A 16,442-nucleotide genomic window follows, 5' to 3' on the forward strand; every position below is an offset into this window, starting at 1 on the left:
TGACAAGGCGATACCGCATCACTAGACTGACGCGGGTGGCGGAGCGATTCGTGGTGACTGGTGGTAGCCGGTTGTCGGGTGTAGTCGCCGTTGGAGGCGCCAAGAACAGTGTGCTCAAGCTGATGGCCGCCACTTTGCTGGCCGAGGGCACCAGCACGATCACCAACTGTCCGGACATTCTGGACGTCCCGTTGATGGCCGAGGTGCTGCGTGGTTTGGGTGCCACCGTCGAACTCGACGGTGATGTCGCCCGGATCACCTCGCCCGACGAACCGAAATACGATGCCGACTTCGCGGCGGTGCGCCAATTCCGGGCATCGGTCTGTGTTTTAGGGCCGCTGGTCGGCCGCTGCAAGAAGGCCAGAGTGGCGCTCCCGGGCGGTGACGCGATCGGTTCGCGGCCGCTCGACATGCACCAGGCGGGCCTGCGGCAACTGGGCGCCACCTGCAATATCGAGCACGGTTGCGTGGTGGCCCACGCAGACACGTTGCGCGGCGCGGAGATTCAGTTGGAGTTCCCTTCCGTGGGAGCTACCGAGAACATTCTGATGGCTGCCGTGCTGGCCGAAGGCGTCACCACCATCCACAATGCGGCGCGCGAACCCGACGTGGTCGATCTGTGCACGATGCTGAACCAGATGGGCGCGAAGGTCGAGGGCGCGGGATCCCCGACGATGACCATCACCGGAGTTCCGCGGCTACATCCCACCGAGCATCGCGTCATCGGTGACCGCATCGTTGCGGCTACCTGGGGGATCGCCGCCGCGATGACCCGCGGCGATATCACGGTGACCGGGATAGATCCGTCCCACATGCAGGTGGTGCTGCACAAGTTGCACGATGCGGGTGCCACCGTCACGCAAACCGAGGACAGTTTCCGGATTGCTCAATACGACCGGCCGAAGGCTGTCAACGTAGCCACGTTGCCGTATCCCGGGTTCCCGACCGACCTGCAGCCAATGGCGATCGCGCTGGCGTCCATCGCCGATGGCACCTCGATGATCACCGAGAATGTTTTCGAGGCGAGGTTCCGGTTCGTCGAGGAGATGATCCGGCTCGGGGCCGACGCCCGCACCGACGGACACCACGCTGTATTGCGTGGTCTGCCCCAGTTGTCGAGCGCGCCGGTGTGGTGTTCGGACATCCGGGCCGGCGCCGGCCTGGTGCTCGCGGGGTTGGTCGCGGACGGAGACACCGAGGTCCACGACGTTTTTCACATCGATCGCGGCTATCCGTTGTTCGTTGAGAACCTGGCGATTTTGGGAGCGGAGATCGAGCGGGTACAGTAACCCGAGTCAGAGCCCATCAGGCGCGATCAGACTCCCAGAGAAATCTGGAGCAGATTGAAACCGGAGCTTGACACCAAGCCAGAAATTAAATTATGCTGGTAGGGTTGCCCCAAATTAGGGCAAATCGAAGTAACAAGTGTTGTTTGAGAACTCAATAGTGTGTTTGGTGTTTTTGTTTGTTGTTGTTTTTTCGACTACATTCGTGCACCCCCGTGTGTGGGTGTAGTCATCATTTTTGGATGCCAGTTTTTGGTGTCTTTTTGTTAGATCAGATATTTCTGATTCGAATTCGCCTCGTTTGCGAGGGGTTTTTGTTTGGAGAGTTTGATTCTGGCTCAGGACGAACGCTGGCGGCGTGCTTAACACATGCAAGTCGAACGGTAAGGCCCTTCGGGGTACACGAGTGGCGAACGGGTGAGTAACACGTGGGTAATCTGCCCTGCACATCGGGATAAGCCTGGGAAACTGGGTCTAATACCGAATAGGACCACTTAACGCATGTTTTGTGGTGGAAAGCTTTTGCGGTGTGGGATGGGCCCGCGGCCTATCAGCTTGTTGGTGGGGTGATGGCCTACCAAGGCGACGACGGGTAGCCGGCCTGAGAGGGTGTCCGGCCACACTGGGACTGAGATACGGCCCAGACTCCTACGGGAGGCAGCAGTGGGGAATATTGCACAATGGGCGAAAGCCTGATGCAGCGACGCCGCGTGGGGGATGACGGCCTTCGGGTTGTAAACCTCTTTCAGCAGGGACGAAGCGAAAGTGACGGTACCTGCAGAAGAAGCACCGGCCAACTACGTGCCAGCAGCCGCGGTAATACGTAGGGTGCGAGCGTTGTCCGGAATTACTGGGCGTAAAGAGCTCGTAGGTGGTTTGTCGCGTTGTTCGTGAAATCTCACGGCTTAACTGTGAGCGTGCGGGCGATACGGGCAGACTTGAGTACTGCAGGGGAGACTGGAATTCCTGGTGTAGCGGTGGAATGCGCAGATATCAGGAGGAACACCGGTGGCGAAGGCGGGTCTCTGGGCAGTAACTGACGCTGAGGAGCGAAAGCGTGGGGAGCGAACAGGATTAGATACCCTGGTAGTCCACGCCGTAAACGGTGGGTACTAGGTGTGGGTTTCCTTCCTTGGGATCCGTGCCGTAGCTAACGCATTAAGTACCCCGCCTGGGGAGTACGGCCGCAAGGCTAAAACTCAAAGAAATTGACGGGGGCCCGCACAAGCGGCGGAGCATGTGGATTAATTCGATGCAACGCGAAGAACCTTACCTGGGTTTGACATGCACAGGACGACGGCAGAGATGTCGTTTCCCTTGTGGCCTGTGTGCAGGTGGTGCATGGCTGTCGTCAGCTCGTGTCGTGAGATGTTGGGTTAAGTCCCGCAACGAGCGCAACCCTTGTCTCATGTTGCCAGCGGGTAATGCCGGGGACTCGTGAGAGACTGCCGGGGTCAACTCGGAGGAAGGTGGGGATGACGTCAAGTCATCATGCCCCTTATGTCCAGGGCTTCACACATGCTACAATGGCCGGTACAAAGGGCTGCGATGCCGCGAGGCTTAGCGAATCCTTTTAAAGCCGGTCTCAGTTCGGATCGGGGTCTGCAACTCGACCCCGTGAAGTCGGAGTCGCTAGTAATCGCAGATCAGCAACGCTGCGGTGAATACGTTCCCGGGCCTTGTACACACCGCCCGTCACGTCATGAAAGTCGGTAACACCCGAAGCCAGTGGCCTAACCCCTTGTGGGAGGGAGCTGTCGAAGGTGGGATCGGCGATTGGGACGAAGTCGTAACAAGGTAGCCGTACCGGAAGGTGCGGCTGGATCACCTCCTTTCTAAGGAGCACCACGAAAAGCATCCCAATTGGTGGGGTGCAAGCCGTGCGGGGTTTTCGTCTGTAGTGGACGGGAGCCGGGTGCACAACAACAAGCGAAGCCAGACACACTATTGGGTCCTGAGGCAACACTCGGGATGTCACCGGTTGTTGTCCCACCATCTTGGTGGTGGGGTGTGGTGTTTGAGAACTGGATAGTGGTTGCGAGCATCAAAATGTATGCGTCGCCGTTCGCGGTGGCGTGTTCTTTTTGTGCAATTTTATTCTTTGGTTTTTGTAGTGTTTGTAAGTGTCTAAGGGCGCATGGTGGATGCCTTGGCATCGAGAGCCGATGAAGGACGTGGGAGGCTGCGATATGCCTCGGGGAGCTGTCAACCGAGCGTTGATCCGAGGATTTCCGAATGGGGAAACCCAGCACGAGTGATGTCGTGTTACCCGTACCTGAATATATAGGGTGCGGGGGGGAACGCGGGGAAGTGAAACATCTCAGTACCCGTAGGAAGAGAAAACAATTGTGATTCCGCTAGTAGTGGCGAGCGAACGCGGAAAATGGCTAAACCGCATGCATGCGATACCGGGTAGGGGTTGTGTGTGCGGGGTTGTGGGAATGATCTTCTCAGTTCTACCTGGCTGAGGGGCAGTCAAAAAGTGTCGTAGTTAGCGGAAGTGGCCTGGGATGGTCCGCCATAGACGGTGAGAGCCCGGTACGCGAAAACTCGGCGCCTGCCTTGATCAATCTCCCGAGTAGCAGCGAGCCCGTGGAATTTGCTGTGAATCTGCCGGGACCACCCGGTAAGCCTAAATACTTCTCGATGACCGATAGCGGATTAGTACCGTGAGGGAATGGTGAAAAGTACCCCGGGAGGGGAGTGAAATAGTACCTGAAACCGTGCGCCTACAATCCGTCAGAGCCTCCTTGGTGGGGTGATGGCGTGCCTTTTGAAGAATGAGCCTGCGAGTCAGGGACATGTCGCGAGGTTAACCCGTGAGGGGTAGCCGCAGCGAAAGCGAGTCTGAATAGGGCGTATCCCCGTATGGGGTGTAGTGGCATGTTCTGGACCCGAAGCGGAGTGATCTACCCATGGCCAGGGTGAAGCGCGGGTAAGACCGCGTGGAGGCCCGAACCCACTTAGGTTGAAGACTGAGGGGATGAGCTGTGGGTAGGGGTGAAAGGCCAATCAAACTCCGTGATAGCTGGTTCTCCCCGAAATGCATTTAGGTGCAGCGTTGCGTGGTTCACCACGGAGGTAGAGCTACTGGATGGCCGATGGGCCCTACTAGGTTACTGACGTCAGCCAAACTCCGAATGCCGTGGTGTCAAGCGTGGCAGTGAGACGGCGGGGGATAAGCTCCGTACGTCGAAAGGGAAACAGCCCAGATCGCCGGCTAAGGCCCCCAAGCGTGTGCTAAGTGGAAAAGGATGTGCAGTCGCAGAGACAACCAGGAGGTTGGCTTAGAAGCAGCCACCCTTGAAAGAGTGCGTAATAGCTCACTGGTCAAGTGATTGTGCGCCGATAATGTAGCGGGGCTCAAGCACACCGCCGAAGCCGCGGCACATCTACTTTTGTAGGTGTGGGTAGGGGAGCGTCCCTCATTCAGCGAAGCCATCTGGTAATGGATGGTGGAGGGTGGGGGAGTGAGAATGCAGGCATGAGTAGCGAATAGGCAAGTGAGAACCTTGCCCGCCGAAAGACCAAGGGTTCCTGGGCCAGGCCAGTCCGCCCAGGGTGAGTCGGGACCTAAGGCGAGGCCGACAGGCGTAGTCGATGGACAACGGGTTGATATTCCCGTACCCGTGTGTGCGCGCCCGTGATGAATCAATTGTGCTAACCACCCAAATGGTCGCTGATCAATCCCTTCGGGGTGAGACGGTGATCGGCTGCGTGGGACCCCAGTTGGTAGTAGTCAAGCGACGGGGTGACGCAGGAAGGTAGCCGTACCAGTCAGTGGTAATACTGGGGCAAGCCCGTAGGGAGAGCGATAGGTAAATCCGTCGCTCATTAATCCTGAGAGGTGACGCATAGCCGATTGAGGCGAATTCGGTGATCCTCTGCTGCCAAGAAAAGCCTCTAGCGAGTTCACACACGGCCCGTACCCCAAACCAACACAGGTGGTCAGGTAGAGAATACCAAGGCGTACGAGATAACTATGGTTAAGGAACTCGGCAAAATACCCCCGTAACTTCGGGAGAAGGGGGGCCGGCATGTCGTGAACACCTTTTCGGTGGGAGCGGACGCCGGTCGCAGAAACCAGTGAGAAGCGACTGTTTACTAAAAACACAGGTCCGTGCGAAGTCGCAAGACGATGTATACGGACTGACGCCTGCCCGGTGCTGGAAGGTTAAGAGGACCCGTTAACTCGCAAGGGTGAAGCGGAGAATTTAAGCCCCAGTAAACGGCGGTGGTAACTATAACCATCCTAAGGTAGCGAAATTCCTTGTCGGGTAAGTTCCGACCTGCACGAATGGCGTAACGACTTCTCAACTGTCTCAACCATAGACTCGGCGAAATTGCACTACGAGTAAAGATGCTCGTTACGCGCGGCAGGACGAAAAGACCCCGGGACCTTCACTATAGCTTGGTATTGTTGTTCGGTACGGTTTGTGTAGGATAGGTGGGAGACTGTGAAACCTTAACGCTAGTTAGGGCGGAGTCGTTGTTGAAATACCACTCTGATCGTATTGGACACCTAACGTCGAACCGTATATCCGGTTCACGGACAGTGCCTGGTGGGTAGTTTAACTGGGGCGGTTGCCTCCTAAAATGTAACGGAGGCGCCCAAAGGTTCCCTCAACCTGGACGGCAATCAGGTGTTGAGTGTAAATGCACAAGGGAGCTTGACTGCGAGACTTACAAGTCAAGCAGGGACGAAAGTCGGGATTAGTGATCCGGCACCTCTGAGTGGAAGGGGTGTCGCTCAACGGATAAAAGGTACCCCGGGGATAACAGGCTGATCTTCCCCAAGAGTCCATATCGACGGGATGGTTTGGCACCTCGATGTCGGCTCGTCGCATCCTGGGGCTGGAGCAGGTCCCAAGGGTTGGGCTGTTCGCCCATTAAAGCGGCACGCGAGCTGGGTTTAGAACGTCGTGAGACAGTTCGGTCTCTATCCGCCGCGCGCGTCAGAAACTTGAGGAAACCTGTCCCTAGTACGAGAGGACCGGGACGGACGAACCTCTAGTGCACCAGTTGTCCCACCAGGGGCACCGCTGGATAGCTACGTTCGGACAGGATAACCGCTGAAAGCATCTAAGCGGGAAACCTTCTCCAAGATCAGGTTTCTCACCCTCTAGGAGGGATAAGGCCCCCAGCAGAACACTGGATTGATAGGCCAGACCTGGAAGCTCAGTAATGAGCGCAGGGGACTGGCACTAACCGGCCGAAAACTTACCAACATTCAAAGAAAACGCAACCACTATCTATTCCCGACAAACCCGCAATAGCAGGAATGTCGCGCACCACACCCCCCATCAACACAAATTTAAATAGAGTTACGGCGGCCACAGCGACAGGGAAACGCCCGGTCCCATCCCGAACCCGGAAGCTAAGCCTGTCAGCGCCGATGATACTGCCCTTCTCGGGTGGAAAAGTAGGACACCGCCGAACACACACAAAAACACCCCCACCAACGTGGGGGTGTTTTTGCATTTCACGGTGCGTTTGCATTCACGACTGAAATCACACGGACAAATTGCGCACACGGATTCTCGCAGTGCGGTCATCGAATGAGCAGCAGCGCAGAAGTGACCAACATGACGACCGCGGTGAGGCCGTGCACCCCCAGGGCGATTGACTTGGGGCCGCCGTTGCTGCGCACGATGAGCGCGTCGGCCAGCGGGATGATCGTGGCGGCGAGTACCACCCAGCCGAGTAGGTGGGTCGCACCCGCGGCCATCAGGATGAAGACGATCAGCCCGGAGGCGATATCGCGGACGCCTTTGACGCTCAAGTAGGCGCCGGCGAACGGCTGGCCGAGGTCTGGCTGCACCCCGTAGCCGGCGGCGGCGGCGCGCGGCGCGACGAGAAATCGTGCGCCGATGAAGATGATGCCTGCGGCGATGAGTCCGGCGAGCGTGTAGGCGGTGGCGGTCATGTCGAGCGCTCCTGTGGTTTCAGCGGATGGGTGAGAACGATGCCGGGTCAAGCAATGCCGACTGAACGTCGAGGATCTCGTCGACATCGAAGCCGGCCATATCGGCGGCGAATTCTGGGCTGGTCATGATCTGCCGCGTGAGTTGCTCGGGATCGGCTCCGAACGGGTAGCGGATCAGCGCGAAGAGTCGATTCGCGCCGCTGGTTCGCTCGGTCCAGACACCGAGGGTGGCGACATTGAACGTCGTGAGCGTTTCCAGGTGGCGGACCCAGTGCACCGTCGCATACTGCTGCAGAGCTTCGGGCGATCGCAGGGTGTAGATCCTGAGCTGAAGCATCGAAGGCTCCCTTCCTCGAGGTAGTGATCAGCGCTGGTCTGCATCCGTGGGGAGTGTCAGACCATCAGCACCACGCAGAGGGCGGCCACTGCCAGACCTTGCAGGATCGCGCGGGCGTCGATGATTCGCTCCCACCTAGCCTGCAACGCGCGGCCGTTCGGTAGTGGCTGGCCGGAGTCTGCCGCTGCAGTGAGTTGCCGATTGATTGGTGCGCTCACCGTCAGGTAGAGCACAAGCCAGACCAGCAGCAGAACCAGTGCGGCGACCGCTGCGCCGGCCTGCACCCAATGTGCGGTGACCGTCGCCAGCACTGCGCTCGCCGCGGCGGCGACGATTCCGAGCACTCCGGGTACCGGCATTCGCCGATCTCCGTAGCGATGCACGCTTCCGGTCACCGCGACCAGGGCGCGGTCGTCGACCAACGCCAGAGCCGGCCGCAGCGCGATCGCGCAAAACACATCGGTGCCGTAGACGACCGCGGTGCCTAGCACCCCCGCCACCGCGGCGGCATGTGTGATCTGGTTCAAGCCCATGTCCCCAACTCCCTCCGGTGCAACTGCTAGCAACGCTAACCCTGATTCGCTGGCATGGCAATAGCAGTGCTAGCAGCACTAGCCATGATATCTTCCGGCTATGGCAATAGAGGATCGCCGCGAGCGTGAGCGATCCGCCCGTCGACAGCTGATCATCACGACCGCACGCAAGCTGGCCGAGGCCGAGGGCTGGGATGCGGTAACAACCCGTCGGCTGTCCACCGAGATCGAATACAGCCAGCCCGTCTTGTACAAGCACTTCGCCGGCATGGAACAAATCGCTGATGCCATCGCGATCGACGGGTTCGGTGAACTTGCCGATGTCCTCCGGGCCGTCCGGCCCGGCGCCGGCGAAGCCGGCATGGCAGGGGATGCCCTGGCCGGGATCGCCCGGGCCTATCTCGAGTTCGCCCGCGACAACCCCGCGGTGTACGACGCCATGTTCACCCGCGCCACCAACTTGCGCTTCGCCACCGAGGACACACCGCGCCAGCTGACGACGGCCTTTGCCGAGCTGAACCAAGCCGTCGGTCTCGTCGCCGGCCAGCAGAACGTGGATACGCTCACCGAGGTGTTCTGGGCCGCACTGCACGGACTGGTCACCCTCGACCGGGCCGGCCGGCTGCGCCCCGGCTACGATTCGGACCGTCTTCGGCTGCTTGTCGATCAGTTCATCAGCAGGTCAGAGACACTGCGCTAGGAGTTAAGCGCATCCGAAAAGCCCTGGCGGGCAGGCACTGTCGTTGGACCGAACATTTGCAGGGTATAGTTGTCGAATCCGCAACGTTGCGAGTCGACGACCCGCTTGAACTGGGTCTGAAACTTGAGGATTGACAGTCCAGCCAGAGCAAGACTAGGCTGGCAGGGTTGCCCCAAAACGACCGTCCACAGGACGAGAAAATTGGGACTTGACTTTCAAGCCAAAGCCGTAATAAGCTGGCGAGGTTGCCCGAAAGCAAGGCAACGTGAAGTAACAAGTGTTGTTTGAGAACTCAATAGTGTGTTTGGTGTTTTTGTTTGTTGTTGTTTTTTCGACTACATTCGTGCACCCCCGTGTGTGGGTGTAGTCATCATTTTTGGATGCCAGTTTTTGGTGTCTTTTTGTTAGATCAGATATTTCTGATTCGAATTCGCCTCGTTTGCGAGGGGTTTTTGTTTGGAGAGTTTGATTCTGGCTCAGGACGAACGCTGGCGGCGTGCTTAACACATGCAAGTCGAACGGTAAGGCCCTTCGGGGTACACGAGTGGCGAACGGGTGAGTAACACGTGGGTAATCTGCCCTGCACATCGGGATAAGCCTGGGAAACTGGGTCTAATACCGAATAGGACCACTTAACGCATGTTTTGTGGTGGAAAGCTTTTGCGGTGTGGGATGGGCCCGCGGCCTATCAGCTTGTTGGTGGGGTGATGGCCTACCAAGGCGACGACGGGTAGCCGGCCTGAGAGGGTGTCCGGCCACACTGGGACTGAGATACGGCCCAGACTCCTACGGGAGGCAGCAGTGGGGAATATTGCACAATGGGCGAAAGCCTGATGCAGCGACGCCGCGTGGGGGATGACGGCCTTCGGGTTGTAAACCTCTTTCAGCAGGGACGAAGCGAAAGTGACGGTACCTGCAGAAGAAGCACCGGCCAACTACGTGCCAGCAGCCGCGGTAATACGTAGGGTGCGAGCGTTGTCCGGAATTACTGGGCGTAAAGAGCTCGTAGGTGGTTTGTCGCGTTGTTCGTGAAATCTCACGGCTTAACTGTGAGCGTGCGGGCGATACGGGCAGACTTGAGTACTGCAGGGGAGACTGGAATTCCTGGTGTAGCGGTGGAATGCGCAGATATCAGGAGGAACACCGGTGGCGAAGGCGGGTCTCTGGGCAGTAACTGACGCTGAGGAGCGAAAGCGTGGGGAGCGAACAGGATTAGATACCCTGGTAGTCCACGCCGTAAACGGTGGGTACTAGGTGTGGGTTTCCTTCCTTGGGATCCGTGCCGTAGCTAACGCATTAAGTACCCCGCCTGGGGAGTACGGCCGCAAGGCTAAAACTCAAAGAAATTGACGGGGGCCCGCACAAGCGGCGGAGCATGTGGATTAATTCGATGCAACGCGAAGAACCTTACCTGGGTTTGACATGCACAGGACGACGGCAGAGATGTCGTTTCCCTTGTGGCCTGTGTGCAGGTGGTGCATGGCTGTCGTCAGCTCGTGTCGTGAGATGTTGGGTTAAGTCCCGCAACGAGCGCAACCCTTGTCTCATGTTGCCAGCGGGTAATGCCGGGGACTCGTGAGAGACTGCCGGGGTCAACTCGGAGGAAGGTGGGGATGACGTCAAGTCATCATGCCCCTTATGTCCAGGGCTTCACACATGCTACAATGGCCGGTACAAAGGGCTGCGATGCCGCGAGGCTTAGCGAATCCTTTTAAAGCCGGTCTCAGTTCGGATCGGGGTCTGCAACTCGACCCCGTGAAGTCGGAGTCGCTAGTAATCGCAGATCAGCAACGCTGCGGTGAATACGTTCCCGGGCCTTGTACACACCGCCCGTCACGTCATGAAAGTCGGTAACACCCGAAGCCAGTGGCCTAACCCCTTGTGGGAGGGAGCTGTCGAAGGTGGGATCGGCGATTGGGACGAAGTCGTAACAAGGTAGCCGTACCGGAAGGTGCGGCTGGATCACCTCCTTTCTAAGGAGCACCACGAAAAGCATCCCAATTGGTGGGGTGCAAGCCGTGCGGGGTTTTCGTCTGTAGTGGACGGGAGCCGGGTGCACAACAACAAGCGAAGCCAGACACACTATTGGGTCCTGAGGCAACACTCGGGATGTCACCGGTTGTTGTCCCACCATCTTGGTGGTGGGGTGTGGTGTTTGAGAACTGGATAGTGGTTGCGAGCATCAAAATGTATGCGTCGCCGTTCGCGGTGGCGTGTTCTTTTTGTGCAATTTTATTCTTTGGTTTTTGTAGTGTTTGTAAGTGTCTAAGGGCGCATGGTGGATGCCTTGGCATCGAGAGCCGATGAAGGACGTGGGAGGCTGCGATATGCCTCGGGGAGCTGTCAACCGAGCGTTGATCCGAGGATTTCCGAATGGGGAAACCCAGCACGAGTGATGTCGTGTTACCCGTACCTGAATATATAGGGTGCGGGGGGGAACGCGGGGAAGTGAAACATCTCAGTACCCGTAGGAAGAGAAAACAATTGTGATTCCGCTAGTAGTGGCGAGCGAACGCGGAAAATGGCTAAACCGCATGCATGCGATACCGGGTAGGGGTTGTGTGTGCGGGGTTGTGGGAATGATCTTCTCAGTTCTACCTGGCTGAGGGGCAGTCAAAAAGTGTCGTAGTTAGCGGAAGTGGCCTGGGATGGTCCGCCATAGACGGTGAGAGCCCGGTACGCGAAAACTCGGCGCCTGCCTTGATCAATCTCCCGAGTAGCAGCGAGCCCGTGGAATTTGCTGTGAATCTGCCGGGACCACCCGGTAAGCCTAAATACTTCTCGATGACCGATAGCGGATTAGTACCGTGAGGGAATGGTGAAAAGTACCCCGGGAGGGGAGTGAAATAGTACCTGAAACCGTGCGCCTACAATCCGTCAGAGCCTCCTTGGTGGGGTGATGGCGTGCCTTTTGAAGAATGAGCCTGCGAGTCAGGGACATGTCGCGAGGTTAACCCGTGAGGGGTAGCCGCAGCGAAAGCGAGTCTGAATAGGGCGTATCCCCGTATGGGGTGTAGTGGCATGTTCTGGACCCGAAGCGGAGTGATCTACCCATGGCCAGGGTGAAGCGCGGGTAAGACCGCGTGGAGGCCCGAACCCACTTAGGTTGAAGACTGAGGGGATGAGCTGTGGGTAGGGGTGAAAGGCCAATCAAACTCCGTGATAGCTGGTTCTCCCCGAAATGCATTTAGGTGCAGCGTTGCGTGGTTCACCACGGAGGTAGAGCTACTGGATGGCCGATGGGCCCTACTAGGTTACTGACGTCAGCCAAACTCCGAATGCCGTGGTGTCAAGCGTGGCAGTGAGACGGCGGGGGATAAGCTCCGTACGTCGAAAGGGAAACAGCCCAGATCGCCGGCTAAGGCCCCCAAGCGTGTGCTAAGTGGAAAAGGATGTGCAGTCGCAGAGACAACCAGGAGGTTGGCTTAGAAGCAGCCACCCTTGAAAGAGTGCGTAATAGCTCACTGGTCAAGTGATTGTGCGCCGATAATGTAGCGGGGCTCAAGCACACCGCCGAAGCCGCGGCACATCTACTTTTGTAGGTGTGGGTAGGGGAGCGTCCCTCATTCAGCGAAGCCATCTGGTAATGGATGGTGGAGGGTGGGGGAGTGAGAATGCAGGCATGAGTAGCGAATAGGCAAGTGAGAACCTTGCCCGCCGAAAGACCAAGGGTTCCTGGGCCAGGCCAGTCCGCCCAGGGTGAGTCGGGACCTAAGGCGAGGCCGACAGGCGTAGTCGATGGACAACGGGTTGATATTCCCGTACCCGTGTGTGCGCGCCCGTGATGAATCAATTGTGCTAACCACCCAAATGGTCGCTGATCAATCCCTTCGGGGTGAGACGGTGATCGGCTGCGTGGGACCCCAGTTGGTAGTAGTCAAGCGACGGGGTGACGCAGGAAGGTAGCCGTACCAGTCAGTGGTAATACTGGGGCAAGCCCGTAGGGAGAGCGATAGGTAAATCCGTCGCTCATTAATCCTGAGAGGTGACGCATAGCCGATTGAGGCGAATTCGGTGATCCTCTGCTGCCAAGAAAAGCCTCTAGCGAGTTCACACACGGCCCGTACCCCAAACCAACACAGGTGGTCAGGTAGAGAATACCAAGGCGTACGAGATAACTATGGTTAAGGAACTCGGCAAAATACCCCCGTAACTTCGGGAGAAGGGGGGCCGGCATGTCGTGAACACCTTTTCGGTGGGAGCGGACGCCGGTCGCAGAAACCAGTGAGAAGCGACTGTTTACTAAAAACACAGGTCCGTGCGAAGTCGCAAGACGATGTATACGGACTGACGCCTGCCCGGTGCTGGAAGGTTAAGAGGACCCGTTAACTCGCAAGGGTGAAGCGGAGAATTTAAGCCCCAGTAAACGGCGGTGGTAACTATAACCATCCTAAGGTAGCGAAATTCCTTGTCGGGTAAGTTCCGACCTGCACGAATGGCGTAACGACTTCTCAACTGTCTCAACCATAGACTCGGCGAAATTGCACTACGAGTAAAGATGCTCGTTACGCGCGGCAGGACGAAAAGACCCCGGGACCTTCACTATAGCTTGGTATTGTTGTTCGGTACGGTTTGTGTAGGATAGGTGGGAGACTGTGAAACCTTAACGCTAGTTAGGGCGGAGTCGTTGTTGAAATACCACTCTGATCGTATTGGACACCTAACGTCGAACCGTATATCCGGTTCACGGACAGTGCCTGGTGGGTAGTTTAACTGGGGCGGTTGCCTCCTAAAATGTAACGGAGGCGCCCAAAGGTTCCCTCAACCTGGACGGCAATCAGGTGTTGAGTGTAAATGCACAAGGGAGCTTGACTGCGAGACTTACAAGTCAAGCAGGGACGAAAGTCGGGATTAGTGATCCGGCACCTCTGAGTGGAAGGGGTGTCGCTCAACGGATAAAAGGTACCCCGGGGATAACAGGCTGATCTTCCCCAAGAGTCCATATCGACGGGATGGTTTGGCACCTCGATGTCGGCTCGTCGCATCCTGGGGCTGGAGCAGGTCCCAAGGGTTGGGCTGTTCGCCCATTAAAGCGGCACGCGAGCTGGGTTTAGAACGTCGTGAGACAGTTCGGTCTCTATCCGCCGCGCGCGTCAGAAACTTGAGGAAACCTGTCCCTAGTACGAGAGGACCGGGACGGACGAACCTCTAGTGCACCAGTTGTCCCACCAGGGGCACCGCTGGATAGCTACGTTCGGACAGGATAACCGCTGAAAGCATCTAAGCGGGAAACCTTCTCCAAGATCAGGTTTCTCACCCTCTAGGAGGGATAAGGCCCCCAGCAGAACACTGGATTGATAGGCCAGACCTGGAAGCTCAGTAATGAGCGCAGGGGACTGGCACTAACCGGCCGAAAACTTACCAACATTCAAAGAAAACGCAACCACTATCTATTCCCGACAAACCCGCAATAGCAGGAATGTCGCGCACCACACCCCCCATCAACACAAATTTAAATAGAGTTACGGCGGCCACAGCGACAGGGAAACGCCCGGTCCCATCCCGAACCCGGAAGCTAAGCCTGTCAGCGCCGATGATACTGCCCTTCTCGGGTGGAAAAGTAGGACACCGCCGAACACACACAAAAACACCCCCACCAACGTGGGGGTGTTTTTGCATTCACGGACGGGGCCTAGTCGAACAATGTCAGGTCCGCCGGCATCCGCTTCTTCTCCAAATCCAAGAGCGTTTGTTTGCGGTCCAGTCCGCCGCCGTATCCGGTCAGCTTTCCGCTGGCCCCTATGACCCGATGGCACGGAACGATAATTGCGATGGGATTATGGCCGTTGGCCAATCCGACCGCACGCGCCGAGCCTGGCGATCCGATCTGCTCGGCGATTTCTCCGTAAGAGCGGGTTTCTCCGTAAGGAATGGTCATAAGTGCCTTCCAGACCCGTCTCTGAAAGTCAGTGCCGTGCATTTCCAGCGTCAGGTCGAAGTCGATCAGATCGCCCGCGAAATAAGCGTCCAACTGCTTGACCGCTTCGGCGAATCCACTGCTGTCTTCCATCCAGCCGATGCGACTGGGCTCGTACGTCTGATCGACCATGCGCAAATTCGTCAGCGTTCCAGCTGTGCCGGCCAGGGTCAGCAGTCCGATGGGGCTGTCGATAGTGCGATAACTCGTCATGCGATCTCCTTCGGAGAGTGGGCCGGCGTTCCCGGCGGCCATTGGTTGACCGAATGTTCGAGGGTGGTCCAGAGATGCTGGGTTGCGTACGAGCGCCAGGGGCGCCAGCGGGCGCTGTGCGCGGTGAGCTCTTTCTCTTGCATGGGAAGGCCAAGCTGCTTGGCGGCCAAGCGCAGGCCGAGGTCGCTTGCCGGGAATGCGTCCGGATCGCCCAAGGCGCGCATGGCGATCACCTCAGCGGTCCAGGGACCGATCCCCGGTAGTGCCAACAACTGTTGACGTGCTCGAGCCCAGTCGCATCCGGCATCAAGGGTGACAGAGCCGTCGGCGAGGCCGCTTATCAGCGCGCGCATCGTCCGTTGGCGTGACTTGGGGACGGCCAGATGGATGGGGTCGATCTCGGCGAGCTGCTCGACCGACGGGAAGGTGTGGGTCAACGCACCAGCGGAGTCGGTCACCGGTTGTCCGTAGGCAGCCACCAACCTGGCGGCATGGGTACCCGCGGCCTTGGTCGACACCTGCTGACCGAGGACCGCGCGCACGGCCATCTCGGCCTCGTCGACGGTGCGGGGGATGCGTTGACCGGGGGCCTTGGCGACGATCGGGCACAGATCCGGGTCCGAGCTGAGTGCTTCCACCACCGCCTCCGGATCGGCGTCGAGATCCAGCAGGCGCCGGCAGCGGGCTGTGGCGGCCGCCAGGTCGCGGAAGTCGTCGAGTACCAGCAGGCAGCGGACGTGGTCGGGCGCCGGCGTCAACGTCACGACAGCATTGCCCGACGCGAGGCGCAACGTACGCCGATATGCCCCGTCGCGAACCTCTTCGCAACCCGCTACCGCGGTCGCCGCCAGGTGCCCGAACACGCCTTCGTAGGCGAATGGCATCCGAACGGGCAACCGCAGGGATATCACCCCCGCCACGCCGGGCTCGGATCCGAATCGTGCAGTCGCCCGCTTGCGCAACGCGGTGGGCGTGCTGTCGCACACCAGGCGCACTGTGTCGTTGAACTGACGGATGCTGGAGAACCCGGCGGCAAACGCCACGTCGCCGAATGGCAGGTCGGTGGTCTCGATCAGTACCCGCGCGCTCTGCATCCGCTGCGCCCGAGCCAGGGCAAGCGGGCCGGCGCCGACCTCGGCCTGCAGCAACCGCTCCACTTGTCGGCCCGTATAGCCGAGATGGGCGGCAAGACCGGTGACGCCCTCGCGATCGACCGCCCCGTCGGCGATCAGTCGCATTGCCCGTGCGACCACGTCGCCGCGCACATTCCATTCGGGTGAGCCGGGCGACGCGTCCGGACGGCAACGCTTGCAGGCCCGGAAGCCATCACGCTGCGCGGCTGCTGCCGTGGGGAGAAACCGGACGTTCCGGGCGAAGGGCGGCCGGACCGGGCAACTGGGCCGGCAGTAAATCCGGGTTGTCAGCACCGCGGTGACGAACCAGCCGTCGAACCGGGCGTCCTTGGCCTGGACCGCTCGGTAACAGCGGTCGAAATCCTCATGCACGCTTCAACAGTTACACCTGCTGGCC

At 58.6% G+C, this 16,442-nt stretch carries 7 protein-coding genes and 6 rRNA genes; 8 read left to right on the top strand and 5 right to left on the bottom strand.

The window, feature by feature from the left end:
• The first annotated feature begins 35 nt into the window (after positions 1–35).
• The 4 genes from murA (at position 36) to rrf (ACZY1I_RS29385) (ending at position 6,725) form a co-directional block, all read left to right on the top strand.
• A complete protein-coding gene (gene murA / locus ACZY1I_RS29370) occupies positions 36–1,289 on the top strand; it encodes a UDP-N-acetylglucosamine 1-carboxyvinyltransferase (RefSeq protein WP_463760938.1) in 1,254 nt (417 codons plus the stop codon).
• A gap of 312 nt (positions 1,290–1,601) precedes the next feature.
• Positions 1,602–3,121: ribosomal RNA gene (locus ACZY1I_RS29375) — 16S ribosomal RNA — on the top strand.
• Between the two features lie 282 nt (positions 3,122–3,403).
• Positions 3,404–6,514: ribosomal RNA gene (locus ACZY1I_RS29380) — 23S ribosomal RNA — on the top strand.
• 97 nt (positions 6,515–6,611) lie between these two features.
• A 5S ribosomal RNA gene (rrf, locus tag ACZY1I_RS29385) occupies positions 6,612–6,725 on the top strand.
• The 16S, 23S and 5S rRNA genes sit together here, the layout of an rRNA operon.
• Before the next feature lie 112 nt (positions 6,726–6,837).
• Here rrf (ACZY1I_RS29385) and ACZY1I_RS29390 read toward each other — a convergent pair.
• Genes ACZY1I_RS29390 through ACZY1I_RS29400 form a run of 3 tightly spaced genes read right to left on the bottom strand, consistent with a single transcriptional unit; the run spans position 6,838 to position 8,082 of the window.
• Positions 6,838–7,212, bottom strand: a complete 375-nt coding sequence (locus ACZY1I_RS29390) for a DUF4267 domain-containing protein (RefSeq protein WP_463760939.1) — start codon at positions 7,210–7,212, stop codon at positions 6,838–6,840.
• A 19-nt stretch (positions 7,213–7,231) separates the two neighbouring features.
• Positions 7,232–7,549, bottom strand: coding sequence for an NIPSNAP family protein (locus ACZY1I_RS29395; protein WP_463760940.1), 318 nt, complete (start codon positions 7,547–7,549; stop codon positions 7,232–7,234).
• Positions 7,550–7,605: 56 nt separating this feature from the next.
• Positions 7,606–8,082 carry a DUF1772 domain-containing protein gene (locus ACZY1I_RS29400; protein ID WP_463760941.1) on the bottom strand — a complete coding sequence of 159 codons (477 nt, stop codon included), beginning with the start codon at positions 8,080–8,082 and terminating at the stop codon, positions 7,606–7,608.
• A gap of 100 nt (positions 8,083–8,182) precedes the next feature.
• Between ACZY1I_RS29400 and ACZY1I_RS29405 the strand changes: the two genes are divergently transcribed.
• From ACZY1I_RS29405 to rrf (ACZY1I_RS29420), 4 genes are all read left to right on the top strand, one after another.
• Positions 8,183–8,782 (top strand): TetR/AcrR family transcriptional regulator, encoded by a 600-nt coding sequence (locus ACZY1I_RS29405; RefSeq protein WP_463760942.1) that lies wholly within the window; start codon positions 8,183–8,185, stop codon positions 8,780–8,782.
• Between the two features lie 453 nt (positions 8,783–9,235).
• Positions 9,236–10,755 (top strand): 16S ribosomal RNA (locus ACZY1I_RS29410).
• 282 nt (positions 10,756–11,037) lie between these two features.
• A 23S ribosomal RNA gene (locus ACZY1I_RS29415) occupies positions 11,038–14,148 on the top strand.
• 97 nt (positions 14,149–14,245) lie between these two features.
• Positions 14,246–14,359 (top strand): 5S ribosomal RNA (gene rrf / locus ACZY1I_RS29420).
• Positions 14,360–14,414: 55 nt separating this feature from the next.
• On the opposite strand, the gene ACZY1I_RS29425 is transcribed toward rrf (ACZY1I_RS29420), so the two are convergent.
• Together ACZY1I_RS29425 and ACZY1I_RS29430 are read right to left on the bottom strand one after the other, a co-directional pair.
• On the bottom strand, positions 14,415–14,912 hold the full coding sequence (locus tag ACZY1I_RS29425) for a methylated-DNA--[protein]-cysteine S-methyltransferase (RefSeq protein WP_463760943.1): 498 nt from the start codon (positions 14,910–14,912) through the stop codon (positions 14,415–14,417).
• Positions 14,909–16,417, bottom strand: a complete 1,509-nt coding sequence (locus ACZY1I_RS29430) for an AlkA N-terminal domain-containing protein (RefSeq protein ID WP_463760944.1) — start codon at positions 16,415–16,417, stop codon at positions 14,909–14,911. The genes ACZY1I_RS29425 and ACZY1I_RS29430 overlap by 4 nt, the downstream gene beginning before the upstream one ends.
• Positions 16,418–16,442 lie beyond the last annotated feature (25 nt).

It is taken from the genome of Mycobacterium sp. IDUB_37, assembly GCF_055419245.1.